Annotated in this window: 21 protein-coding genes; 11 read left to right on the forward strand and 10 right to left on the reverse strand. The window is 48.2% G+C overall.

All coding sequences use genetic code 11. The features are described from left to right. The first annotated feature begins 334 nt into the window (after positions 1-334). From OSQ85_RS12920 to phnE (OSQ85_RS12950), 7 genes are all read left to right on the forward strand, one after another. Positions 335-1,075, forward strand: coding sequence for a gluconate 2-dehydrogenase subunit 3 family protein (locus OSQ85_RS12920; RefSeq protein WP_265823650.1), 741 nt, complete (start codon positions 335-337; stop codon positions 1,073-1,075). Positions 1,076-1,093: 18 nt separating this feature from the next. Next, positions 1,094-2,803: a GMC family oxidoreductase gene (locus tag OSQ85_RS12925; protein WP_265823651.1), complete on the forward strand. Its 1,710-nt coding sequence runs from the start codon at positions 1,094-1,096 to the stop codon at positions 2,801-2,803. 107 nt (positions 2,804-2,910) lie between these two features. Then, on the forward strand, positions 2,911-3,384 hold the full coding sequence (locus tag OSQ85_RS12930) for a hypothetical protein (protein WP_265823652.1): 474 nt from the start codon (positions 2,911-2,913) through the stop codon (positions 3,382-3,384). Positions 3,385-3,619: 235 nt separating this feature from the next. Continuing rightward, complete coding sequence (gene phnD / locus OSQ85_RS12935; RefSeq protein WP_265823654.1) at positions 3,620-4,585, forward strand: phosphate/phosphite/phosphonate ABC transporter substrate-binding protein; 966 nt, start codon at positions 3,620-3,622, stop codon at positions 4,583-4,585. Between the two features lie 68 nt (positions 4,586-4,653). Further along, positions 4,654-5,481 (forward strand): phosphonate ABC transporter ATP-binding protein, encoded by an 828-nt coding sequence (gene phnC, locus OSQ85_RS12940; RefSeq protein ID WP_265823655.1) that lies wholly within the window; start codon positions 4,654-4,656, stop codon positions 5,479-5,481. Between the two features lie 3 nt (positions 5,482-5,484). After that, positions 5,485-6,294: a phosphonate ABC transporter, permease protein PhnE gene (phnE, locus tag OSQ85_RS12945; RefSeq protein WP_265823656.1), complete on the forward strand. Its 810-nt coding sequence runs from the start codon at positions 5,485-5,487 to the stop codon at positions 6,292-6,294. A 1-nt stretch (position 6,295) separates the two neighbouring features. Further along, positions 6,296-7,111 (forward strand): phosphonate ABC transporter, permease protein PhnE, encoded by an 816-nt coding sequence (gene phnE, locus OSQ85_RS12950; RefSeq protein WP_265823657.1) that lies wholly within the window; start codon positions 6,296-6,298, stop codon positions 7,109-7,111. Here the strand turns inward: phnE (OSQ85_RS12950) and OSQ85_RS12955 are convergent. From OSQ85_RS12955 to OSQ85_RS12965, 3 genes are all read right to left on the reverse strand, one after another. After that, positions 7,104-7,961 (reverse strand): hypothetical protein, encoded by an 858-nt coding sequence (locus OSQ85_RS12955; protein ID WP_265823658.1) that lies wholly within the window; start codon positions 7,959-7,961, stop codon positions 7,104-7,106. The two genes, phnE (OSQ85_RS12950) and OSQ85_RS12955, sit on opposite strands and share 8 nt — an antisense overlap. A 62-nt stretch (positions 7,962-8,023) precedes the next feature. Continuing rightward, the gene (locus OSQ85_RS12960; protein ID WP_265823660.1) at positions 8,024-11,416 is read right to left on the reverse strand and encodes a chemotaxis protein CheB; all 3,393 of its coding nucleotides are present in this window, start codon (positions 11,414-11,416) and stop codon (positions 8,024-8,026) included. 228 nt (positions 11,417-11,644) lie between these two features. Further along, positions 11,645-12,685, reverse strand: coding sequence for a cytochrome-c peroxidase (locus OSQ85_RS12965; protein WP_322874103.1), 1,041 nt, complete (start codon positions 12,683-12,685; stop codon positions 11,645-11,647). Positions 12,686-13,013: 328 nt separating this feature from the next. On the opposite strand from OSQ85_RS12965, the gene OSQ85_RS12970 reads away from it, so the two are divergent. After that, the gene (locus OSQ85_RS12970) at positions 13,014-14,063 is read left to right on the forward strand and encodes a hypothetical protein (protein ID WP_265823661.1); all 1,050 of its coding nucleotides are present in this window, start codon (positions 13,014-13,016) and stop codon (positions 14,061-14,063) included. Here the strand turns inward: OSQ85_RS12970 and OSQ85_RS12975 are convergent. The 3 genes from OSQ85_RS12975 to OSQ85_RS12985 are packed head-to-tail and all read right to left on the reverse strand — an operon-like array spanning position 14,060 to position 16,498. Beyond that, a complete protein-coding gene (locus tag OSQ85_RS12975) occupies positions 14,060-14,818 on the reverse strand; it encodes an aminotransferase class IV (protein WP_265823663.1) in 759 nt (252 codons plus the stop codon). The genes OSQ85_RS12970 and OSQ85_RS12975 overlap by 4 nt on opposite strands. Next, entirely contained in the window at positions 14,815-15,990 is a 1,176-nt protein-coding gene (locus tag OSQ85_RS12980) for a chorismate-binding protein (RefSeq protein WP_265823664.1), read from the reverse strand. Before OSQ85_RS12980 ends, OSQ85_RS12975 begins: the two co-directional genes overlap by 4 nt. After that, complete coding sequence (locus tag OSQ85_RS12985; protein WP_265823665.1) at positions 15,974-16,498, reverse strand: aminodeoxychorismate/anthranilate synthase component II; 525 nt, start codon at positions 16,496-16,498, stop codon at positions 15,974-15,976. Before OSQ85_RS12985 ends, OSQ85_RS12980 begins: the two co-directional genes overlap by 17 nt. A 129-nt stretch (positions 16,499-16,627) precedes the next feature. On the opposite strand from OSQ85_RS12985, the gene OSQ85_RS12990 reads away from it, so the two are divergent. Genes OSQ85_RS12990 through OSQ85_RS13000 form a run of 3 tightly spaced genes read left to right on the forward strand, consistent with a single transcriptional unit; the run spans position 16,628 to position 19,265 of the window. After that, complete coding sequence (locus OSQ85_RS12990; RefSeq protein ID WP_265823667.1) at positions 16,628-17,590, forward strand: ABC transporter substrate-binding protein; 963 nt, start codon at positions 16,628-16,630, stop codon at positions 17,588-17,590. Next, a complete protein-coding gene (locus OSQ85_RS12995; protein WP_265823669.1) occupies positions 17,587-18,480 on the forward strand; it encodes an ABC transporter permease in 894 nt (297 codons plus the stop codon). The genes OSQ85_RS12990 and OSQ85_RS12995 overlap by 4 nt, the downstream gene beginning before the upstream one ends. After that, positions 18,477-19,265 (forward strand): ABC transporter ATP-binding protein, encoded by a 789-nt coding sequence (locus OSQ85_RS13000; RefSeq protein WP_265823670.1) that lies wholly within the window; start codon positions 18,477-18,479, stop codon positions 19,263-19,265. Before OSQ85_RS12995 ends, OSQ85_RS13000 begins: the two co-directional genes overlap by 4 nt. 352 nt (positions 19,266-19,617) lie before the next feature. Here the strand turns inward: OSQ85_RS13000 and OSQ85_RS13005 are convergent, their stop codons facing one another. The 4 genes from OSQ85_RS13005 to OSQ85_RS13020 are packed head-to-tail and all read right to left on the reverse strand — an operon-like array spanning position 19,618 to position 21,792. Then, positions 19,618-20,436 (reverse strand): hypothetical protein, encoded by an 819-nt coding sequence (locus OSQ85_RS13005; protein ID WP_265823671.1) that lies wholly within the window; start codon positions 20,434-20,436, stop codon positions 19,618-19,620. Continuing rightward, complete coding sequence (locus tag OSQ85_RS13010) at positions 20,433-20,747, reverse strand: hypothetical protein (protein ID WP_265823672.1); 315 nt, start codon at positions 20,745-20,747, stop codon at positions 20,433-20,435. Before OSQ85_RS13010 ends, OSQ85_RS13005 begins: the two co-directional genes overlap by 4 nt. Beyond that, the gene (locus OSQ85_RS13015; RefSeq protein ID WP_265823673.1) at positions 20,744-21,313 is read right to left on the reverse strand and encodes a glycogen-binding domain-containing protein; all 570 of its coding nucleotides are present in this window, start codon (positions 21,311-21,313) and stop codon (positions 20,744-20,746) included. Before OSQ85_RS13015 ends, OSQ85_RS13010 begins: the two co-directional genes overlap by 4 nt. Next, positions 21,310-21,792, reverse strand: a complete 483-nt coding sequence (locus tag OSQ85_RS13020) for an RNA polymerase sigma factor (RefSeq protein WP_265823675.1) — start codon at positions 21,790-21,792, stop codon at positions 21,310-21,312. Before OSQ85_RS13020 ends, OSQ85_RS13015 begins: the two co-directional genes overlap by 4 nt. Positions 21,793-21,815: the final 23 nt, after the last annotated feature.

The following is a 21,815-nucleotide window of genomic DNA, read 5'->3' on the forward strand; positions in this document are numbered from 1 at the left end:
TAACAAATAAATAAATTCTCGCCTCGAATTAAATAACATATACAACTGCGAGGAGCGACGCGACGCGGCAGTCTCTGAATATACATAGAGATTGCTTCACCTTTTCAGGGTTCGCAATGACGCAAAAAGTTTCGTGTAAGGAACTGCACCGTGCGTAGAGTGACATATTTTCCCTCAATCAAGTCTACAGTTAATCTGTCTATTGATGACACCTGATATTTGTTAAGCCAATGATAGTGATAATTATTAATCAGTCATGTCTTGCAATTTGCCCCTTTGCAGGTATATCCTAGTATATATGTATGAACAGCACACAAATCACTAGGAGGTAATTATGTCAAAAAAGGCTGACATGACACGCAGAAATTTTTTGAAGGCAACGGGCGTTGCAGCAGGCGTTGCGGCTCTGAGCGGGAGCATACTGAGTGTTACAACTGCTGAAACCCATGCTGCTGAAATGAAGCATTCGGCTCAACTACCCTCCGAAAACACAAGAATTTCGCCGAAGGGCAAGATGTTTTTCACAAATGAACTGGAATTTGCCACTCTGTCCGAAGCTTCCGAAAGGATTTTTCCAAAAGATGATAACGGACCCGGAGCCAAGGAACTGGGCGTTCCGTTTTTCATTGATAACCAACTTGCAGGAGCCTACGGATACAATACCAGGGAATACATGTCGGGACCCTTCTTTAAAGGGGCTCCAACACAGGGATACCAGACACCTCTTCTTAAACGTGATATTTTTTCCAAGGGGCTGGGTGCTCTTAACAGCTATTCGCAGATGACGTTCCAAAAGAATTTCCCCGAACTTAAGGATGCTGACAAGGACGTGATTCTCAAAATGTGCGAATCCGGCGCTATTCCTACGGATGGCTTTAATTCAGCGTACTTTTTTTCTCTCCTGCGCGGGGCAGTGCTGGCTGGCGTGTATGCCGATCCTATCTACGGCGGTAACAGCAATATGAACGGATGGCGAATGAAGCAGTATCCGGGAGCTCAGATGAGTTATTTTGACATCATAAAAAGCAGGAATTTTGAGAAGATTGAACCCGTTTCCCTTGCGGATATGTATTAAGAGCGGGAGGATATTGATATGGCAACAGAACTTAAAAAAGTGAATGTGGTTACTGTCGGCGTCGGCTTTACAGGCGGCATAGTCGCTTCCGAATGCGCTAAAGCGGGCTTAAGCGTTGTCGGGCTTGAAAGGGGCGGCTACAGGACGGTTGAAGACTTCATGGAAATACATGACGAATGGCGTTATGCGGTTAATTACGGCTTGATGCAGGATCTCTCAAAAGAAACAATAACCTTCAGAAATGATCGTAATATGAAAGCTCTGCCAATGAGAAAACTTGGCTCCTTCCTTCTGGGCGATGGTCTTGGCGGCTCCGGTGTGCATTGGAATGGGATGAATTTCAGGTTTTTTCCGTATGACTTCAAAATCAAAACCATGACGAAGGAACGCTACGGCAGCAAACTGTCCGGAGACTATCTTATTCAGGACTGGGGGCTGAGCTATGAGCAGCTTGAACCGTATTACACTAAATTTGAGAACATCATAGGTGTTTCAGGCGAATCAGTCAGTCCCTTTGACGGAAAAAGATCCTCACCCTATCCGCTGCCGCCTCTTGTGAAGACTTCTGTCATGGAGATCTTTGAAAACGGCGCAAAAAAATCCGGCTGTCACCCTTATGTGCTTCCGGCGGGTATAGCCTCGCAGACTTATACAAACCCTGACGGTGCTGAGCTTGACCCCTGCGAATACTGCGGTCACTGTGAAAGGTTCGGCTGCGAGTACAACGCCAAGGCAAGCCCCATAAACACAGTGATCCCCGTTGCCCAGAAGACAGGTAATTTTGAGCTGCGCTGCAACGCTAATGTTGTGGAAGTGCTGAAAAAAGGGAACATGGTCACAGGTGTGCGATACATTAATACTCTTACTCTGGAAGAATTTATACAGCCTGCGGATGTGGTTGTTCTCGGCAGCTATGTAATGAACAACGCCAAGCTTCTCATGGTTTCCGGAATCGGTGAAATGTATGATCCCATGACGGGCAAAGGCACTCTCGGCAAAAACTATTGTTACCAAATTACTCCGGGTGCAACCGGATTTTTTGATGAACAGATGAATCTGTTCGCCGGAGCAGGGGCACTGGCCATAGGTGTGGATGATTTCAACGGAGACAACTTCGATCACTCAGAGCTTAATTTCATTCACGGGGGGCTCATATCGATGCTCCAGAGCGGTAAGCGTCCCATAGAAACAAATGCTGTCCCTGCCGGCACTCCTTCATGGGGCGCAGCGTTCAAAAAAGCTTCTATCAGCAGTTTTACACGCTCACTGGGTGTGGGCGCTCAGGGTGCTTCAATACCCCATAGGGAAAATTATCTTTCACTTGATGATACTTATAAGGATGCTTACGGCCTGCCGCTGCTCAGGATGACATACAACTTCACAGAGCAGGACAGGGCTATGTTTGATTTCCTTACAGGGAAGATTGATATGATAGTGAAAAATATGGGCGCCAAATCAGTCGGTCTGAAGTCCAACAGCAAGGATTACAACATTGTGCCCTACCAGACTACTCACAACACAGGCGGCACAATCATGGGCAGTGACTCCAAGGAAAGCGTAGTGAACACATATCTCCAGCATTGGGATGCTGAAAATCTGTTTGTCGTGGGCGCGGGTAACTTCCCTCACAACGGCGGCTGCAACCCGACGGGAACAGTTGGCGCACTCGCCTACAGATGCGCCGACGGTGTGCTTAAGTATTCCAAAAAGAGCGGTTCGCTGGTTTAAGATAAAAACGGTATTGATGAAAAGAGCCCCGGAATTCTCCGGGGTTCTTTGTTGCTTTTGTGTGCAACTTCACTTTTCGGCCCGCACGTTATCTGATAAATTGAAATATGGAAACAAAATCATCATTTGCCGAAGGGGCAGAAGCTTTTACCAGTTACGATAAGAGCAAAAGAAATCCTTATCACAAAAGTGATATGAATGCTTACGACTGGAACCTTGGATATTCCGCAGCTAAAAAGGCTTACAAGGAGGGGATTGCTGCGCATTATGATGGTAAAAAGGGGGATGTTAATCCGTATTCATATAATCACCCGTGCAAATATGCATGGTCTAGAGGTTACTGGTCAGTTGCTCCTAAAGAACAATCTTCCAGTGAAGATGATATAAAGTTACCTATAATTTTTGTTCCATTTGTTGTGATTTGGAGAATTCTGGCTTTTCTCTGGTTCCTGATTGATGCATTTGCGCTCCTTGGAAATGCTATTATTGTCATGATTCTGGGCTTATTGGTTATGGCACTCATTATCTTTGTAGGGGGCTATTTTATTTACGGATTATTTACTACAGTTTTCTTCCCTTAAGTTATGGCAATCAGGCGTTTCCTCTCTCTGCTATTACCCAGTGTCCTGAATCATCATGACAACACATGTTCAACCGAAATTTTCTGACTGTTCCCTGAATCCTCTGTTTATCCTTTCATTTTAAATAAATTGAATTTTTTAAAAGAATATGACATCCGCCTGACAGCGATAGGATAAAAATCAGTATCATTAACAAATGATTCAGTACCTATCCGCTTAATCTGGAGGAGAGTTTATGAAAAATTTTATGACAAAAATAGTGATGTTTGCTGCTCTGCTGCTTATGTCTTTCTCTGCTGCTGTGGCAGATGACTGCCCCAGAGGGCAGCTGGACAAGAAGTTCTGTGATCGTAATGGTGATATGGTGGCTGATGCTCCGGCAGATAAAAAGGAATGGGTTGATCCTTCCGTAATCATTTTCAGCTATACACCCGTTGAGGATCCTGAGGTTTACAGGGGTGTGTGGGACGATTTTCTTAAACACATGGAAAAAGTTACAGGTAAAAAAGTACAGTTTTTTCCTGTTCAGTCAAACGCAGCTCAGCTTGAGGCTATGCGCTCAGGCAGACTCCATGTTGCAGGCTTCAACACAGGCTCCAACCCCATAGCTGTAAACTGCGCAGGATTTGTTCCTTTTGCAATGATGGCCTCAGCGGAAGGTGCTTTCGGCTATGAGATGGAGATAATCACACATACTGATTCAAGCATCAAAAAAGTTGAAGACCTGAAAGGCAGAACCCTGGCATTTACCTCACCCACTTCAAACTCCGGTTTTAAGGCTCCTTCCGCACTCCTTAAGAGCGAGTTCGGGCTTGAGGCGGACAAAGACTTCAAAACTGCATTCAGCGGCAAGCATGATAACTCTGTTCTCGGAGTTTATAACAAAGACTATGAAGCGGCGGCAATAGCGAACGAAGTCATGAAGCGGATGATAGAGCGCAAGGTTATTGACGGCAGCAAAATACGCACCATATATCAGTCTCAGACTTTCCCCACTACAGGCTACGGACACGTTTACAATCTTAAACCTGAGCTTGCAGAGAAAATCAAAAAGGCTTTTCTCTCCTATGACTGGACAAATACACCCCTGAAAGCTGAGTTCAAATCAGAAGACAGATTCATACCCATAACCTACAAAAAGGAATGGGAAGTTGTCAGAAAAATAGACGCAGCAATGGGCGTAACATACGACTGCAAATAACACCGACAGGGATAAAAAACGGCGGTTGGGTTTTCCGGCCGCCGTATTTTAATTTTTAAGAGAGAATAATGCTTAAACTCGAAAACCTTATAAAAAAATACGGAACAGGCGATCTGGCCTTGAACGGAGTTAATCTGGAGCTTGGGCGCGGAGAGATAATAGCGCTCATTGGCCCTTCGGGAGCCGGGAAAAGCACTCTGATACGCTGTGTCAACCGCCTTGTGGAGCCTACATCCGGCCGGATACTTGTTGGCGGCGGTGATATAGCCTCACTCAGGGGAGCCTCCCTGCGCAGGGCAAGACGGAAGATAGGCATGATATTTCAGGAGTACGCCCTTGTGGAACGTCTGACTGTTATGGAGAATGTGCTTTCCGGCAGGCTGGGCTATATCGGTTTCTGGAAAAGCTGGTTCAGAAAGTTTTCTGCCGAGGATGTTTCAAAGGCTCTCAACCTGCTGGAGCGTGTGGGGCTTTCGGAACATTTTGACAAAAGGGCTGATGCTCTCTCCGGCGGACAGCGCCAGAGGGTGGGTATTGCCCGTGCGCTTCTTCAGGAGCCTGATCTTCTCCTTGTGGATGAACCGACGGCAAGCCTCGACCCCAAGACAGCAAGGCAGATAATGCGCCTTATCAAAGAGCTCTGCCGTGAGAGAGAACTGCTTGCGGTGATCAACCTCCATGATGTGGGGCTTGCGAAAATGTTTGCAGACAGAATAATAGGCCTCCGCAAGGGGAGTATAGTGTTTGACGGCAAGCCTGAAATGCTCACGGACGGTATATTGACTGAGATATACGGCGAAGAGGACTGGAGCGGAGGAGCAGACAGGAACAAGGCTCCGGGGCCTGAACATCAGAATTCATGCGGAAGCATGGAATATGCTCTGGCGAATGATTAGCCTATGCCGCTTATACATGCCTCAGACGGAGTAAACTGGAAGAAGAAGCACCTGATTGCAAATCCGTATATACGGATAGGGCTTGCTTTTACTGCTGTTGTATACCTCGCACTTGCCCTGTCCTCTGTTGAAGTGAACTGGGTGAGGGTTCAGGAAGGGCTCGGCAGAGGGGCTGCGTTTGTTGGCTCCTTTCTGCACCCTGATTTTACTTCAAGATGGAACGAGATATTTGAAGGTATACTGGAAAGCCTCACTATGACAATTGTTTCCACAGCTTTAGGTATACTTCTTTCCATTCCGGTGGGTATAGGCGCTGCCGGGAATATAGCCCCTTTTCCGGTTTATTTCCTTTGCCGGAGCATAATAGCAGTCTCCAGAACATTCCCGGAAGTGATAATAGCGATATTCTTTGTGGCCATGTTCGGTTTCGGAGCACTGGCGGGGATGCTGACCCTGACTTTTGCCACCATAGGTTTCATGGCGAAACTTCTGGCAGAGGATATTGAAGATATAGACCCCGTTCAGACAGAGGCGATACGCTCAACAGGAGCAGGCTTTTTTCAGATGCTGACATGGAGTGTGCAGCCGCAGGTTATGCCGAGGCTCATCGGCCTGTCCGTTTACAGACTGGACATAAATTTCCGTGAATCTGCGGTAATAGGCATAGTGGGCGCGGGCGGCATAGGTGCAACCCTGAACACATCCATCGACAGATACGAGTATGACACAACTGCGGCCATACTTATTGTTATAATAGTAATTGTTATGTGCGCCGAATATGTTTCGGGAATAATAAGGAAGAGGCTCCAGTAATATGCCGCTGATAAAAAAGAACGGGGCAGTTTTCTGGACTCCTAAGGACTCAAAGAAACAGCTTATGGTGTGGTTTGGCTGGTTTATAGGTCTGATGCTGATCTTTTTAAGCTGGCGCAGCATATCCGCAAATACCATATGGGTTTTTGCTGCGGATGCTCCTGAGCAGTTACGGCTTATGATTATGAGGATGTTTCCGCCGAAGTTCGAATACCTGAACAAGCTCTGGAAACCTCTGTGGGATACGCTTAATATAGCCACTCTGGGTACTTTGCTCGGTATAGTTATAGCTGTGCCTGTGGCGTTTCTGGCAGCCTCAAACACAACTCCGAGCAGAAAGCTTGTCCGCCCGTTTGCAATGCTTATCCTTGTCTCAAGCAGGTCGGTAAATTCGCTTATCTGGGCTTTGCTGCTGGTAACTATAGTCGGTCCGGGGATATTTGCCGGTATAATCGCCATTGCTCTGCGCTCCGTTGGGTTTGTCGGCAAGCTGCTTTATGAAGCCATTGAGGAGATAGACCGGACTCAGGTGGAGGCTGTCACAGCGACAGGCGCTGCGCCTTCACAAGTGTTTTCATACGGCATAGTGCCGCAGATAATGCCGGCATTCGCAGGAATAAGCCTTTACCGATGGGATATAAACATAAGGGAATCCACAATTCTGGGTTATGTCGGGGCAGGGGGGATAGGGCTTAACCTGAGCGCATCCTTAAGCATTCTGGCATGGTCTCAGGTGTCTGTGATTCTGATCTCGGTGCTGGGAACGGTTATTGCCAGTGAATGGATTTCCGCGAGGATAAGGAAGATGCTTATTTAGGCTTCATGGGGTTGCGTCTTTCGCATGGAACCCCTGCCTGACAGAGGCCGCAGGCATTGACCTTAAAGCCTGTCATCTTCTCTGTGTATTTCACCGTTATATCGCGGATATATTTCATGCAGGCTTCCTTGTTGTGGCCTTCGTCAGTTATGGCTCCCGCCGGGCAGCGCTTCATGCATGCCCTGCATTTGCCTGTGGCGTGGAAAAGGCAGTTGCCGAGATGGTGCTCATAAGTCCGTTTGTCAGGTTCAATATCCGCCTGAACAATCACGGAGCCTATGCGGACGGCTATGCCTGCCTCGGTTATAAAACCGTCGGAAAGACTGAATGTGCCGAGCCCCGCTGCGTATGCTGCGTGCCGTTCTGACCAGTTGGAGCATATCCCCGCCGTATCGGACTGTCTGTAGCCCCATCCTTCCGCAATAGAGGGGGCGATTGCTTTAAGCCCCTGATCCCTGAGAAATTTCTGAAAATCATTCCTTAGCTGATTATTGAAGTTTTCACCGTGCAGTCTGGAAAATATCCATCTTCTGGAAGGAAGAAGCGTGGCTTTCCTCTGTTCGGCTATGGTTTCATCTGTCTGCGGCAGAACCCAGCAGATGACAGTGAGTTCCGTCCGGTCAAAGTCGGCATCGGGGTAGGCGAGTTTCATGGCGTCTGCCGGGGTCCAGTAGAAGTCGCCAATCATTTCGCGGTATTTATCAAAGAGGGGATCAGAACCGGACGCAAAGCCCACAAGGGGCTGTGCCCACGCTTTTTCATTTATGGCGTGAAGGTGATTTTCACCCGAAGTGGCAGTGTATTTATCTATGAATTTAATAATGCTGCTTTTAAGATCCGCTTTATCCATTGTATAGCCCGCCTGCGGATATACTAATACAGCTGTTTGTGTATGTCAAACCGTGTGAGCACCTAGAATTTAGTGAGTTCCACAATAAATTTTGCCCCCTGCTTTTTACTGCCTACGGATATTCTGCCGAAAAATTTGTTTTCCAGTATCAGCCTGCATATATAAAGACCTATTCCTGTGCCTTCGTCCTTTTTGGTGGTGAAGTAGGGGTTAAAGAGCTTCGGCTTTATCTCCTCAGGTATTCCCGTCCCGTTGTCTTCAACCTGAATCTCGAAAAACTCCCGGCGGTTTATGACGCTGATGCTTATCCTTCCCGCTTTGAAGTCCTTGTCCTGCCGTTTCTTTTCCGCCACTGCATCAATGGCGTTGCTGATCAGGTTCATCACCACCTGCTGAAAGTCGTTCATGGAGCCTGTGGTGTAGAAATCGGCTATCTTATTAAGGTTTTTAGCGCTTCCGTTCGTAACCTTGGTATATGCTTTGGATTCCGCTGTTTTGTATTTAAAGGTCACCTCCACGAAGTTATTGGAAATTTTCGCATCCAGAATATGGAGAGTTTGTTTCACTGCCTCAAGTATGCTGAAACTTGAGATGGATGATTTGAGCTTGAAGAAATTCTTGAATGTGTTGATGGTGTCATCCATGAAGGAGATTATGCTTCTGCTTTCCCCGGTGACTTCGCGGATAGATTTCACGGCCTCATCCGGTTTTTCTGTGTTCAGTACATTGTCAATGTACTGGAATATCTGGTACAGAGAGTTTAACGGCTGTTTCCACTGGTGGTTTATGGAGGCCACCATTTCGCCGATTGCGGCCAGCTTGCTCTGCTGAATGAGCAGATACTCGCGCTGCTTCTGTTCCTCTTCAATACGCTTGATATTTGTAATGTCCGTCACGGAGGTTATTTTATACAGCTTTCCGCCAAGCTCCACCCTGCTTGCAGTGGAGATTATTTTCAGGGTTCTGCCGCTTTTGCTCACAACAGCCCACTCGGCGGGGATTTCTGACAGCTTGCCGCTGATGAATTCATTATGCATATGCATGGCGGTTTCACGGAAATTTTCGGGCACAACTATAGTAAAGGGGCTTCCCAGAAGCTCATTTTCAGCATAACCGTAAATCTGCATGTATGCCTTGTTGACCTTAACAAAGCAGCCTTTGCTGTCAGTGAGGCAGATTCCCACCTCGGCGGTTTCAAAAATTTTGGTGATGAAAAGCTCGCTCTGGAGCCTCTGCGCAACCTCTTTCTCAACCCTTGCCTCAAGGTTTTTGTTGAGGGCTTTCAGCATATTCTCTGATTCTGTCAGGAGCGTGGTTTTTTCAATAAGCAGTTTTTCCCTGTGCTCCCTTTCCTCGTAGAGGGCTTTCAGCTCATTGTAGGCGATGTTCAGCTCCTCGTTGGTTGCCTGAAGTTCCTCATTGGTGGTTTCAAGCTCTTCGTTGGATGACTGAAGCTCCTCATTGGAGGAATGCAGTTCCTCGTTCAGTGACTGAAGCTCTTCGTTGGATGTTTCAAGCTCTTCTATAACTGTCTGGAGATCCTGCTTGGTGTTGGCGAGTTCCATCTGTATCTCCATGATGCGCATGTCACAGCTGTCATCAAGGTATGACACTCCCGGAAGTTCCTTCTCCGGTATGTTTTCAAAGTAAAGCAGTATGAATCCTGTGTCGTGCCCCTCATCTGTCATTTTACGCAGATTGCAGCGCACGAAGAACCCGTCTGATTTTCTGAACGGTGAAATTGCGTGCGATGCACCGTTTTTGATTTTCTGGATCATCACACGGACATCGGAGCGGAACATTTTGCATATCATAGTGCTGAGGTTCATTTTCGGCTTGCCGGTGGGAAGCTGAATATATTCGGCAATTTTTCCGTGCAGATAGAAGATGTTCATCTGAATATCCGTCACTGCGAAAGCATCGAAAAATTCTTCCAGCCTGCTTTTTCTGATGTATGAGTCGAAATCATTTTCCGACTGGGCTTCCACTGTTTCGTGGTATCTGGACACTGAAATTTTCGGAAAGGATGGTTTTGACACTTTTTTTCTGTGCATAGGCAGACGGTAGATTTTGTTTTTTTTGTCCACCGTTTCAAAATGTGTGTCCAGATTCCCTGTGGATTCAGATTTGCCGAGCATAAGTATTCCGCCCGGATTAAGGGAATAGTAGAAAGAGTGAAAAACCTTTTTCTGGAGGTCTGAATTAAAATAGATAAGAAGATTACGGCAGCTTATGAAGTCAATCCGGATAAAAGGCGGATCAGAGGCGATGTCATGACGGGAGAAGATCACCATCTCCCTCAGAGCTTTGATAACTTCGTAAGTGCTTCCGTGCTTGATGAAATATTTTTTTACAAGCGCAGGATCAATTTCGGCAATGGCTGATTCCGGGTAAAACCCTTTGCGGGCTATATTGAGCGCTGCCGTGTCTATATCCGTGGCGAATATCTGTATATCCGCTCCGGGAAACTTATCACCCAGAATTTCCGCTATAAGTATTGTGACGGAATAAACCTCTTCCCCGGTGCTGCATCCCACTATCCAGAACCTCAGTGAATCCTGAAACCTCTCTGAGCCGATGTATTTTGACAGCTCATTTTTAAGCTCCGTAAAGGCTTCCTGATCCCTGAAAAAAGCTGTGACATTTATCAGTATATCAAAGAAAAGGTGCTCTATCTCATCTGCATTGTTTTTCAGAAACTCAATGTAATCTGTTACTTTGATAAATTTTCTTGCGGCCATCCTCCGCTGTATGCGGCGCTTGATGGTGTTTTCCTTGTAATCCCTGAAATCAGTGCCCTTTTTGCGCTTGATGAGGGTCAGAATAGTCTTGAAATAATCTTCCGATTCTTTCTGCTCAGGGATTGTGACCTCCGGTATGGCGCTGTTGAGAAAAATTTCAGCTATTTCCGGAGCAATTTTTTCAGGGGTGAGGGTTATATCCACATTGCCTGTTTCTATTGCGGAATGGGGCATGCCGTCATATTTGGCGGATTCCGTCTCCTGAGCTATGGTGATGCCGCCTGCGGCCTTAATTGCGCGTATGCCTGTGGAGCCGTCAGAGCCTGTGCCGGAAAGAATGACACCGCAGGGGGATATGGTCTCATCCTCCGACATGGATATAAAAAACTGATCGACAGATGGTTTCGGCCCAACAAAATCCTGCGGACGGGTGAGGCGGAGCACTCCGTTTTTTACTCTGACATTGAAATTCGGCGGTGTGATGTAAACAAGGTCGGGCTTAAGCGGGGTGTTGTCTTTTATTTCTGCTATTTCCAGCTTGCAGTCTTTTGAAAGAAGGGAGGTGAGCATGCTTTTGTGTGACGGGCTCAGGTGCTGGACAACCACATAGGCTATCCTTCCGTTCGGCTCGATGTTCGGTATAAAAAGCTTAAGCGCCTCAAGCCCGCCGGCGCTTGCTCCTATCCCCACAAGAATAAGTTTTTCATTTTTCATATAGTAATCAGCCCGTTGTAATTTTACAGTTTCATGTATTATAACATTTCCGAGCAGAAAAATTCATGGCAATTTGAAATTAAAAGAAAAATAATATTAACTCGGTAAAGCAGAGGTAATACTTTTAATGATATGGCGTTCAAATTTCAGTGACAATGAATAAACGCAAAAAAAAGCCGCCCCCTTTCGGGAGCGGCTTTTCGGGATTTGTTTTTCTTCAGTCAGGTTTTATTTCCATTCAGGTTTCGGGGTGGCATCCGTTGAAGGAGGAAGCACGGGGTACGCCACTTTGGGCTGAACACCTGTAAGGGTTTTAAGGAAAGCCGTTATAAACTTAGTATCGGAATCCGTAAGTGATATGCCGAGCTGAGCCGAGCTCATTACGGCCACTGCTTCCTGAAGTCCCCATACCTTGCCGGAGTGGAAGTAGGGTGCAGTGTATTCTATGTTTCTGAGGCTGGGTGATTTGAAAACATATTCATCAGCCGCAGTGTTTGTTACTGTAAATCTGCCTTTGTCGCCGGAAACTATTTTTGCATCGGGTTTTTCAACAACGCCGAATGTGTAGTAGTCCTCGCCGCCCATGTTAACACCGGCGTGGCAGTCAGCGCAGCCTTTGCTTATAAAAAGTTCAAGCCCTTTCTTCTCGTCTTTGCTGAGGGCGTTAAGATCGCCTTTCAGGTAAAGGTCAAATCTGGAATCAGGGGTAAGGAGCGTAGCTTCGAAAGCTTCTATTGCTTTTGCCATGTTGTCGAAGCTGACGGGGTCTTTATCGCCGGGGAATGCTTTTTTGAACAGGGCAACATATTCGGGCATGCTTTTCAGAACAACCACAACTCTGTCGGGTGTGCTGTTCATTTCAACAGAAGCCTGAACGGGGCCTTTAGCCTGCTCTTTAAGGTCAGCCGCTCTGCCGTCCCAGAACTGTGCGAGGTTGAAAACAGAGTTAAGAACTGTGGGTGCATTTCTGGGGCCTTTCTGCCAGCCGTGACCGATGGAAGTTTCCTGATAGTCGTCACCGCCGAAGCTGAGGTTATGACAGGTGTTACAGCTCAGAAGGCTGCTTTTTGAAAGTCTGGGCTCGAAGAAAAGCATTTTGCCCAGTTCCACCTTGTCCAGAGTCATGGGATTGTCTTTAAGCGCAGGGGGTGCGTAGGGAATAGGTTTAAAAAGTTTGTTGGCATCAGCCTGAAGTTTTTCAGCGAATGCAGGACCTGATACCACGAGTGCCGCCATTAACACAAGCATTGACAATAGTTTTGTTCTCATAAGAATAAACCTCCATAGTTGATAATGCGGACTATAACACAAAATTTTTTAAATGATAATAATTATTTTACAGTAAAAAATTTCGACTAAAATTGTGTTAATTTTAATTGTTAATAATGAAGAAAGATCCTTTTAAAAAAATTTTAACATTTTTTGTAACGATTAATGCATATATTTTCAGAAAAACTTAACCTGAACTGATTTTCCCTTTCTCTTTCAGAATCTTAAGATAAAAAAATATTTTTTAAGATTAACGTGGTTATATAACAGATCAGGCTGTATATTGATCAGTCTGTGGTTTGGACAGTGTGTGTCCGGAGGTCAGTTGATGTTCTCAGTGTGTTTCCCTTATGCCGCTTTGCGCAGGCTCCTGCTTGCTGTCTGCCTGATGCTTGCCTTTACCGGCTGCGGGGAGATGAAAAAGCTGTACAGCGGCAATATTCCCATAGCCCATGAAAGATTTAGTTTCAAAATCGGCAGCGCAGAGGTTGTGTTGCCTTATGAAGGTGATCTCGGCGCTGAAAATGTCAGCACACTGCTGATTATGATACACGATGACACCCTCAATCCTGTCTCCTACATGAGTAAGGGCATTTTTGCCGCAGATGTGGCGGGAAGAGGCAAAACCTCCGTTATAGCTCCGCAGTTTCTCGAAAGACGTGTGGCAGAAAGGGAGAAGGGGATGCTCTTCTGGGACAGAAGGTGGCGCGGCGGCGGCTATTCCCTCAGCAGCGGGCTGAACAAAGGCTACCCCTCCGTAAGTTCGTTTACTGTGCTTGAGCGGATGATTGGAGAGGTGTACCACAGAAACAAGGATACACTCAGAAAAGTGGTAATAGCCGGGCACGGCGGCGGGGCACAGTTTGCCATTCAGTTTGCCGCTATGAACTCCACAGAGAACAGGCTCGCTTCAAAAGGAGTTAAGTTCACCTATGTGGCTGCGAACCCTTCGACTTACCTTTATCTGAGCAATGAACGCTTCCGGGATGAGAACGGGCGGATAATCCCTCTGGGACGGTCTCAGATAACGGGCTGTTTCTCATATAACTCATACAAATACGGGTTGGACAGCATTTACGGCTACGGCAGCAATATGCAGACGCAGGACATCAGGAACAACCTTCTGAAAAGACATATGGTTTTTGTGGTGGGCAAACAGAATCTCGGACGCTCGCTGTCGCTTGACAACTCATGCGGTGCTGATATTCAGGGGAAAAACAGGGTGGAGAGAGCAGCACTTTTCAGACACCACCTTGAAAAGCTCAACGGCGGTTCATGCCCCAGCCACACATGGATCATGCTGGACAGAGTGGGGCATAACCCTGACGCGGTTTTCTCAAACCATGATGTGATTCAGGCTATGTTTGCGGATAATTAGCCGCATACCGCCCCGGTTATCTTCTGTGCTGTTTCGTGATCCGGCTCAAATGTGAACACCGATATGCATGAAACAGGCTTAGCGCCTATCATGGAATTGAGGAACCAGCAGTTTTCAAACTCCTCCAGATCCCACAGATGGATCTCCCGCTCCTCAACAGGGAAGACTTCCCCCGCTATCTCAAGGCTTAAGCTCGGCAGGCGGTTTGCGGCGGGAGTTGTGACAAACCTGTCCCCCTGCCTGAACAGAACCGCGCCTGAGGCGGCTTCAAATATCTCATTATCCTCACCGACCAGAAGCGAGTTGTCATAGCCGCCTTTTATTGCTCTTCTCAGTGCGAGGAACTGATGCGCCCAGTTCATGGATTTATGCCTGTTCAGATGGGAAACCTGATGGCGGTCATGTATATTCAGCCTGTATTCACTTATATTTGTTGTGTATTCATAGGCGCTTATATCTGTCTGAGTGCTTCCGTCAGGTTCTGTTTCAAATGCATAGATGTTGATTTTTGCCCTTTTACCCGTGAGGGAGTTGGCCTCTATCACTTCCGTCATGTGCTTTGCGTAATCCATCCGGTTAAAAACACAGCCGTATTCTTCAAGGGAGTTTCGGAGCCTGCGTAAATGTTTGTCAAGGTGGCATATCTTGCTGCCGTTGTACAATATGGATTCAAAAAAGCCGAAGCCGTATCTGAAGGCGGGCAGCCCGAACCTTTCATCAGCATTTGTAAGCACACCGTTTTTCCAGATTATCATCCGAAAACCTCCATGAATTTTTCCGCCTTGCTCATGGTTTCATGATACTCCGCAAGCGGATCGGAATCTGTCACTATACCGCTGCCGGAATAAAAAGTGAATGTTTTTTCACCCGTATCATACACTCCGGTTCTTATGCAGATTGAGGAGTCCATGCTGTTTTTTCCGTTTATCCTGAATATGCTTCCGCAGTATATTCCCCGCATGAACGGCTCAAGGGTGTCGATTATCTCCATGCTCCGCTTCTTCGGGCAGCCCGTTACGGAACCGCCGGGGAAGGCATCCAGCAGAAGGTCAATAACATCCGCGTCCTCCCTCAGCTCTGCCGTAACATTGCCGTACATCTGGAGCAGGCTGTTGATGCGGAAGACGGATTTAAAACCGCTCACATTAGCCGAGCCTGAGCGTGAGTTTATACCCACGTCATTGCGTATCATGTCTATGATCATGGCGAGTTCAGCGGATTCCTTCGGGCTCTCCGTGAGCCTGTGAGCGTCTGTCAGTCCGTCCTTGTCCGTGCGGAGTGTGCCTTTGATCGGCTGGCTGAGGATCAGCCCGTTATCCGCTTTTATGAACCGCTCCGGCGAACTGCTGAGTATCTTGTATCTTCCGGCATCAAAGTAAGCGGCAAACGCCGCGGGGGAGTCGCCCGTCAGCCGGAAGAACTCATTCAGCGGCTCAAAGTGCGGATCACGGAAAGAATGGGCTACGGCATAATTAAGCTGATATGTGTTGCCGCTGCGTATCTCTTCCAGTGTGCGTGTGCAGCCTTTTATGTATTCATCCCTTCCTGCGGATGAGGAAATCCTGTTCCCCCTGCTTATATGCTGAGGTTCCGGCACAGGGGGCAGGTCTTTCAGCAGGTGTACGTCCCCTTCCTCGCCGTTTTGGGTGAAGGTTATTTTGGCGGAGTATTTTTTCAGCATTCCCAAAGGGAAGAAGCGTTTCTTGGATGTTTGTACTCCTCGCAGGAGCATGCCGAAGTCATATGAGAAAAAGCCCGCAGTCTCACTGGAGAAGGCGAAGCTCTTTATCTCGTTTATGTCTGTGCCTTCGGTTATTTCAAACACTGCGCAGGGCTCAATGAAGCATGTGCATTCATCACCGGAGCAGATTATATCCGTTCTGTATTTTGCCGCCAGACGGCGTATAAGCTCACTTTCCCAGCGCATAGGCTATGAACTCCTCCCCTTTTTCCGTAAGGAATGATTCGGGGTGAAACTGAAACCCCGTGAAGGGTTTTTCCTTATGGCGTATTATCATCGGCAGCCCGCCAGCGTTGGCGGATTCTGCGGCAAAGCAGTCCGCCACCCTGCCGCAGTACAGCGAGTGGTATCTGGCAACGCGGTATGAGCCGCCCCGCCATTTTATGACATCCGTCTTGCCGTGAACAGGCACAGGGGCGCGCAGGGTTGAGCCGCCGTGGACTTCGTTCAGTATCTGCATTCCGAGACATATACCCGTAACGGGGAGCGAAATGTTTTTTATGAACGAATAAAGCGGGTATTCCGCAGGGCAGCCGGGACCGGGGGAGATGAACAGATGATCCGCATCCGAGGCCTTTCCGGGTGTAAGCTCCGTCCAGTGCATAACGGCAGGTCTGAAGCCCGAAACCCGGAACACCAGATGGGCAAGATTATGTGTAAAGCTGTCGCTGTTGTCGGATATTATTATTCTCATTGCTGAAATAAATGAACGATATTACCGCAAAAATCAATATTTTCCGCACATCGCAGGTTTGTTCTTGATATTTTCCGCCCCCGCTGTAAAATTTCAGTTTCCGGCACAATTCATATTGAGGGTTTTAAAATGAAAAAGATGCTCGTCACACTCCTTGCCGTAATCTGCGCGGCTTCCGCTTATGCGGCTCCCGTTAAGGTGGGTATTTCCCAGATAGTGGAACACCCCGCACTTGACGCAACAAGAAAAGGTATAATAGATGCTGTAACCGCATGCGGCTACGCTGAGGGCAAAGACATTATTTACGATGTTCAGATAGCTCAGGGCAATGTAGCAACAGCCAACCAGATCGCAAAAAAGTTTGTGGGCGATAAAAACAACCTCGTAATCGGCATAGCCACACCCAACTCTCAGTCGCTGAAACAGGTTGTGGAGAAATCAGGGCTCAACATACCCGTTATCTTCTCCGCAGTGACAGACCCCGTGGGCGCCAAGCTTGTTAAATCAATAGAAAAACCCGGCGGGAACATCACCGGCGTTTCCGACCTCACTCCCGTTAAGGCTCAGCTTGAGGTTTTCAAGGAGTTCGGGCTCAAGGTTAAAAATGTCGGCATCCTCTATAACCCCGGCGAACAGAACAGCCGCGCTCTTGTTGACCTCGCAAAGGCGGCTTCCAAAGAGCTCGGCATAAACATAATTGATGCCACAGTGACCAACTCCGGCGGTGTCTACATGGCTGCCAAGTCTCTCGTGGGCAGGGCTGACGCTATGTATGTCCCCACTGACAATACTGTTGTTTCCGCGCTGGAATCAGCGGTTCAGGTCGCATATGAGGCGAACATTCCGCTCATCATGGGCGATACCGACTCAGTGGTAAGGGGAGCACTCGCCGCGAAAGGTTTCAACTACTACAAGCACGGCGTTCAGACAGGCAAAATTGTCTGCCGTGTGCTTAAAGGCGAAAAGGCGGAAAATATCCCCGTTCAGTTCCAGAACGAGCTTGAGTTCTATGTGAACCTCAAAGCGGCTAAGGAAATGGGCGTCAATGTCCCCGAAGCAGTAATAAAATCAGCAGACAAGGTTATCGAATGAGTTTATACGCGTTTTTCGGCGCGGTTGAACAGGGACTTCTGTTCTCTATAATGGCTCTGGGGGTGTTCATCACCTTCAGAGCCCTTGACTTTCCGGATCTCTCCGTGGACGGCACGTTCCCCATGGGGGCGGCAATTTCCGCGATCCTGATTTTCAACGGCGTTAACCCATGGATTACAATAGCAATAGCAGTAGCGGGCGGTATGGCGGCGGGGGCAGTCACCGCCATACTCAACACACGGCTTAAGATACTCAATCTCCTTGCGGGGATTCTCACTATGATTGCCCTGTATTCGGTTAACCTGCGCATTATGGGTATGCCGAACGTTCCCCTTCTGGGGTTTGACACTGTGTTCACCTCTCTGGAGAACACAGGTATTCCCGCTTATATGGCAAATGTCATTATTCTGGGTACTGTGGCTGTTCTCACTGGCGCATTTCTCATATGGTTTTTCCATACCGAGGTAGGGCTTGCTCTCCGAGCCACAGGGGACAACATGAAGATGGTGAAGGCTCAGGGAGCCAGCACAAACAGGATGATACTCATAGGTGTTGCCCTCTCAAACGGCCTTGTTGCCCTTGCTGGCGCTCTCGCCGCGCAGGTGCAGGGTTTTGCCGATGTCAGCATGGGGATCGGAACCATAGTGGCGGGGCTTGCATCTGTTATTCTCGGTGAGGCGCTCATAAGTTCTTTGGGTGTTTTCCGCGCTGTTATCGGTGTTATAATCGGCTCCATAGCCTACAGACTGGCGATCGCCGTTGCCCTTACCGTGAATATAGGCGGCGTGAGCCTTTCTCCCAGTGATCTCAACCTCATTACCGCAGTCCTCGTTGTCGTGGCTCTGATGTTCCCCGGACTCAGAAGCAAGATAGGGGCGGTGGGCAAATGATAAAGATAGATAATGTAAAAAAGGTCTTCAACAGAGGCACGGTTAACGAAAACTGGGCTGTGAAGGGCGTTTCGGTTGATATAAAACAGGGAAGCTTCGTCACAGTAATCGGCGGAAACGGTTCCGGCAAATCCACTCTGCTTAACCTTGTTGCGGGCTACCTCAAACCTGATGAAGGCAGAATACTCATTGACGATGAAGACGTTTCAAACGTCACGGACTATAAAAGAGCATCATACATCGGCATAGTTTTTCAGGATCCCCTCAGCGGCACAGCCAAATCGCTGAGCATTGAGGAGAACCTTGCCATAGCCATGAAGCGCGGACAGAAACGTATGTTCGGAATGGGCGTGAAGAACCGTGACAGGGAGTTTTACCGTGAACAGCTCCGCATGCTTGACTTGGGTCTGGAAAACAGGCTTAAGGATAAGGCAGGGCTGCTCTCCGGCGGTCAGCGTCAGGCGCTTACGCTGCTTATGGCTACCCTTGTGAAGCCGAAGATCCTTCTTCTGGATGAACACACGGCGGCGCTTGACCCTAAAACCGCGGATAAAATACTCAAACTCACTGTTAAGCTGGTGAGCGAGAACAACCTCACCGCCATGATGGTTACGCACAACATGAAGCAGGCTCTCAGCCTCGGTGAGCGTACTGTTATGATGCAGCTTGGGAAAAAGGTGCTTGATGTGGACGGGGAGGAGAGAAGTAAGCTTACCGTTACCGATCTTCTCGAACTCTTCAGCCGCGAACTGGGCGACGAAGCCTACGACGCTGGAATGCTTTAAGGATATAAACTGACAGGCTCCCAAGGATGGGAGCCCGCCGCGCGGAGCGAAGCCTTGCTCTGCAAGGCGCGAGCGTGTGTCCAAAATTTCCATGGACGGCAAATTTTGGATAGTAAAGACAGACAGGAGCCCGCCGTGCGCAGCGAAGCCTTGCTTTGCAAGGCGCGAGCGTGTATCCAAAATTTCCATGGACGGCAAATTTTGGATAGTAAAGACAGACAGGAGCGCGCCGCGCGGAGCGAAGCCTTGCTTTGCAAGGCGCGAGCGTGTACATCAATCCGGCAGGATGTGCGGATTGATGTTATCAGGTCAGACGCGGGCGGTTTCTGTGCAGGGCTTAAACAACCCTCTCTCAATGCCGGCCTTTTCCGCCGCCTGACCCTCCGTCATGTCCCCCTCCGCCTGAGCCGCCGCTTCCTGAACTTCCGCCTGACCCTGCGTCATGTCCTCCGCCGGAACTGCCGCTTCCACCTGTGCTTGCGCTTCCATGCGAACCGCTCCCGCTCATCTCATATCCCATGCTTTCCGCCAGCGATTCCGCGTCAGCGTGTCCGGCCTGTTCCATGAAATTCTTTCTGTATCTGTATATTGCTCCGCTTTCCATTGATTTCGCTGATTTTTCGGCAATTTCCGATGCTCTGGGATCAGAGACTCCGTAACGCACCAGCTCTCTGTAAAGCATTATTGACGCTTTTGCCGCCTCGTCTTTGTCTGTTTTTCTGCCTGATGCCGCCGCTGCAGTTTTCATTAATCCCTGCTCGCTCGCTCCTGCGGTCATAGCGTCTGCTGCGGCATCGGTGACGCTTTCTTCCGCACTGCGTGAGACTCCGGCTTTGACCGCAACACGTTCTGCTGCTTCATACCGCGAGCGTATCTGCTCTACTGCCCTTATTACCGCTTTTTCGGGCGCTTTCTTGGCGATTCCTTCCAGAACCTTCTCAGCATATTTCTCCGGAGCGCCGTATTTCCCTGCTGAAATAGCTTCCGCAAGTATTTTTACCGATTCTTCCGAATAGCCGTTTTTTCTTGTTTCCGCGGCGAGTTTTTCAGATAAGCCTTTCTCCACGCGCATACCCAGTGCCGCCTGGGTCAGCGTATCGTAAATATCCGAAGCCAGGGCGGATGAAAACCCGCAGAGAACAACCACTGTGAAGAATATAAGCTTTTTCATTGTTTCCTCTCGTAAATACATATCTCTCCGCCGAAATCATCCTGCTGTTTCATACCGCAGTCCGGCAGAAAAACTTTGCCGTCAACAGTGAGGAAGTAGGTGAAGTGCTCCTCCTGTTTTACAGAAGCTCTCCATTTTCCGTCACTGAGTTCGGTTTTATTTTCCGCAAAACCGTCAGATGAGTGATAAAAGCTGACCTGTCCGGCATCTTTCACTTTAAATTCAGCCAGAAGCATTCCGCCCTTAGGGCTGAAACTGTGCTGTGAGCATCCGGCGCAAATAATAAGCATAAGCATGACGGCTTTTTTCAAATTCTGTCTCCAATGCTGATCACTGAGTTTTCCCCGCCGAAGTCATCAGCCTGCCTCGCCTTCACCGTCGGGTCTGTGATGCGCTCACTTCCGTTTATTATGAATGAGTAAGCGTATTCGCCCTGATTCAGCGGAAGGGAAACCTGCCAGTATCCGGAGGAGCCTGTCTTATTCATCTCTATGGTTTTCCAGCTGCTGAAGCTGCCCGCGAGCTCCACCTTCTCAGCCTCCGGCATGTGAAGCACGAACCTGTGTTGCGCCTGAGCCGGAGCAGGTTCGGGAAGCGGTGAGGAGAGCCTGAAAAACAGCAGGAAAAGAGCCGCTGCCGCCGCGAAGGATGATATTCCGAAGGGGATAAGGAAGCTCCTTCGTTTTTCGCTGAAGACAGGGACAGGCGGGGTCTTGAACTCTTCGGTTCTCAGCATCTTTTCAGTTTCCAGAAGCTCTATCGCCTCATCCGAAAATGCTCTGTCTGTTCTTATTTCATGCACGAAGGTTATTTTCTCGTCCAGATTCAGCTCATCGTCAATGAACTGGCTTATCAGAACCTCTTTTTCTCCGTTCATTTTCTGTTCTCCGAGATTATTTCTTTCAGCTTCTTCCTTGCCCTGTGTATTTTAACTTTAATATTCGCTTCGCTCAATCCGGTTATTGATGAGATTTCCGCATACTTCATTCCGCCTGATGAGCAGAGGGATATCAGCTCTCTTTCATCTTCGTCCAGCATTGACAGAGCCCGTGTCAGTATGTTGTTTTCCTCTTTTCCGCTGTAAATCTCCTCAGGGCTTTCAGCATGTTTTTCCGTGCATTCGGTAAGCTCGTCATGCACTCTGCTTTTTCTTTTGAGATCAATAAAGAGGCTTTTTGCCACAGTGTAAAGCAGGGGCAGGGAGTGATTGTCCGGATAATTTTGGGCATATTTAAGAAAGCATTCCTGATAAAGATCTTCCGCATCCTCTCTGCATCCGGAAAGCTTCATCAGATAGCCGAAAAGCCTGCCTGAGTTTTCTTCAAAAAAGCTGCGCAGAGATCTGTTTGAGTTCATTTTCTTCCCGGTTTTTCAGCAGG

The organism is Geovibrio ferrireducens (assembly GCF_026226615.1).
GTDB classification, from domain to species: Bacteria; Chrysiogenota; Deferribacteres; order Deferribacterales; family Geovibrionaceae; genus Geovibrio; species Geovibrio ferrireducens.

Coding starts and splice junctions, on each gene's coding strand:
- OSQ85_RS12920 (WP_265823650.1), top strand. CDS start 335: ATGTCAAAAAAGGCTGACATGACACGCAGAAATTTTTTGAAGGCAACG.
- OSQ85_RS12925 (WP_265823651.1), top strand. CDS start 1,094: ATGGCAACAGAACTTAAAAAAGTGAATGTGGTTACTGTCGGCGTCGGC.
- OSQ85_RS12930 (WP_265823652.1), top strand. CDS start 2,911: ATGGAAACAAAATCATCATTTGCCGAAGGGGCAGAAGCTTTTACCAGT.
- phnD (WP_265823654.1), top strand. CDS start 3,620: ATGAAAAATTTTATGACAAAAATAGTGATGTTTGCTGCTCTGCTGCTT.
- phnC (WP_265823655.1), top strand. CDS start 4,654: ATGCTTAAACTCGAAAACCTTATAAAAAAATACGGAACAGGCGATCTG.
- phnE (WP_265823656.1), top strand. CDS start 5,485: ATGCCGCTTATACATGCCTCAGACGGAGTAAACTGGAAGAAGAAGCAC.
- phnE (WP_265823657.1), top strand. CDS start 6,296: ATGCCGCTGATAAAAAAGAACGGGGCAGTTTTCTGGACTCCTAAGGAC.
- OSQ85_RS12955 (WP_265823658.1), bottom strand. CDS start 7,961: ATGGATAAAGCGGATCTTAAAAGCAGCATTATTAAATTCATAGATAAA.
- OSQ85_RS12960 (WP_265823660.1), bottom strand. CDS start 11,416: ATGAAAAATGAAAAACTTATTCTTGTGGGGATAGGAGCAAGCGCCGGC.
- OSQ85_RS12965 (WP_322874103.1), bottom strand. CDS start 12,685: ATGAGAACAAAACTATTGTCAATGCTTGTGTTAATGGCGGCACTCGTG.
- OSQ85_RS12970 (WP_265823661.1), top strand. CDS start 13,014: ATGTTCTCAGTGTGTTTCCCTTATGCCGCTTTGCGCAGGCTCCTGCTT.
- OSQ85_RS12975 (WP_265823663.1), bottom strand. CDS start 14,818: ATGATAATCTGGAAAAACGGTGTGCTTACAAATGCTGATGAAAGGTTC.
- OSQ85_RS12980 (WP_265823664.1), bottom strand. CDS start 15,990: ATGCGCTGGGAAAGTGAGCTTATACGCCGTCTGGCGGCAAAATACAGA.
- OSQ85_RS12985 (WP_265823665.1), bottom strand. CDS start 16,498: ATGAGAATAATAATATCCGACAACAGCGACAGCTTTACACATAATCTT.
- OSQ85_RS12990 (WP_265823667.1), top strand. CDS start 16,628: ATGAAAAAGATGCTCGTCACACTCCTTGCCGTAATCTGCGCGGCTTCC.
- OSQ85_RS12995 (WP_265823669.1), top strand. CDS start 17,587: ATGAGTTTATACGCGTTTTTCGGCGCGGTTGAACAGGGACTTCTGTTC.
- OSQ85_RS13000 (WP_265823670.1), top strand. CDS start 18,477: ATGATAAAGATAGATAATGTAAAAAAGGTCTTCAACAGAGGCACGGTT.
- OSQ85_RS13005 (WP_265823671.1), bottom strand. CDS start 20,436: ATGAAAAAGCTTATATTCTTCACAGTGGTTGTTCTCTGCGGGTTTTCA.
- OSQ85_RS13015 (WP_265823673.1), bottom strand. CDS start 21,313: ATGAACGGAGAAAAAGAGGTTCTGATAAGCCAGTTCATTGACGATGAG.
- OSQ85_RS13020 (WP_265823675.1), bottom strand. CDS start 21,792: ATGAACTCAAACAGATCTCTGCGCAGCTTTTTTGAAGAAAACTCAGGC.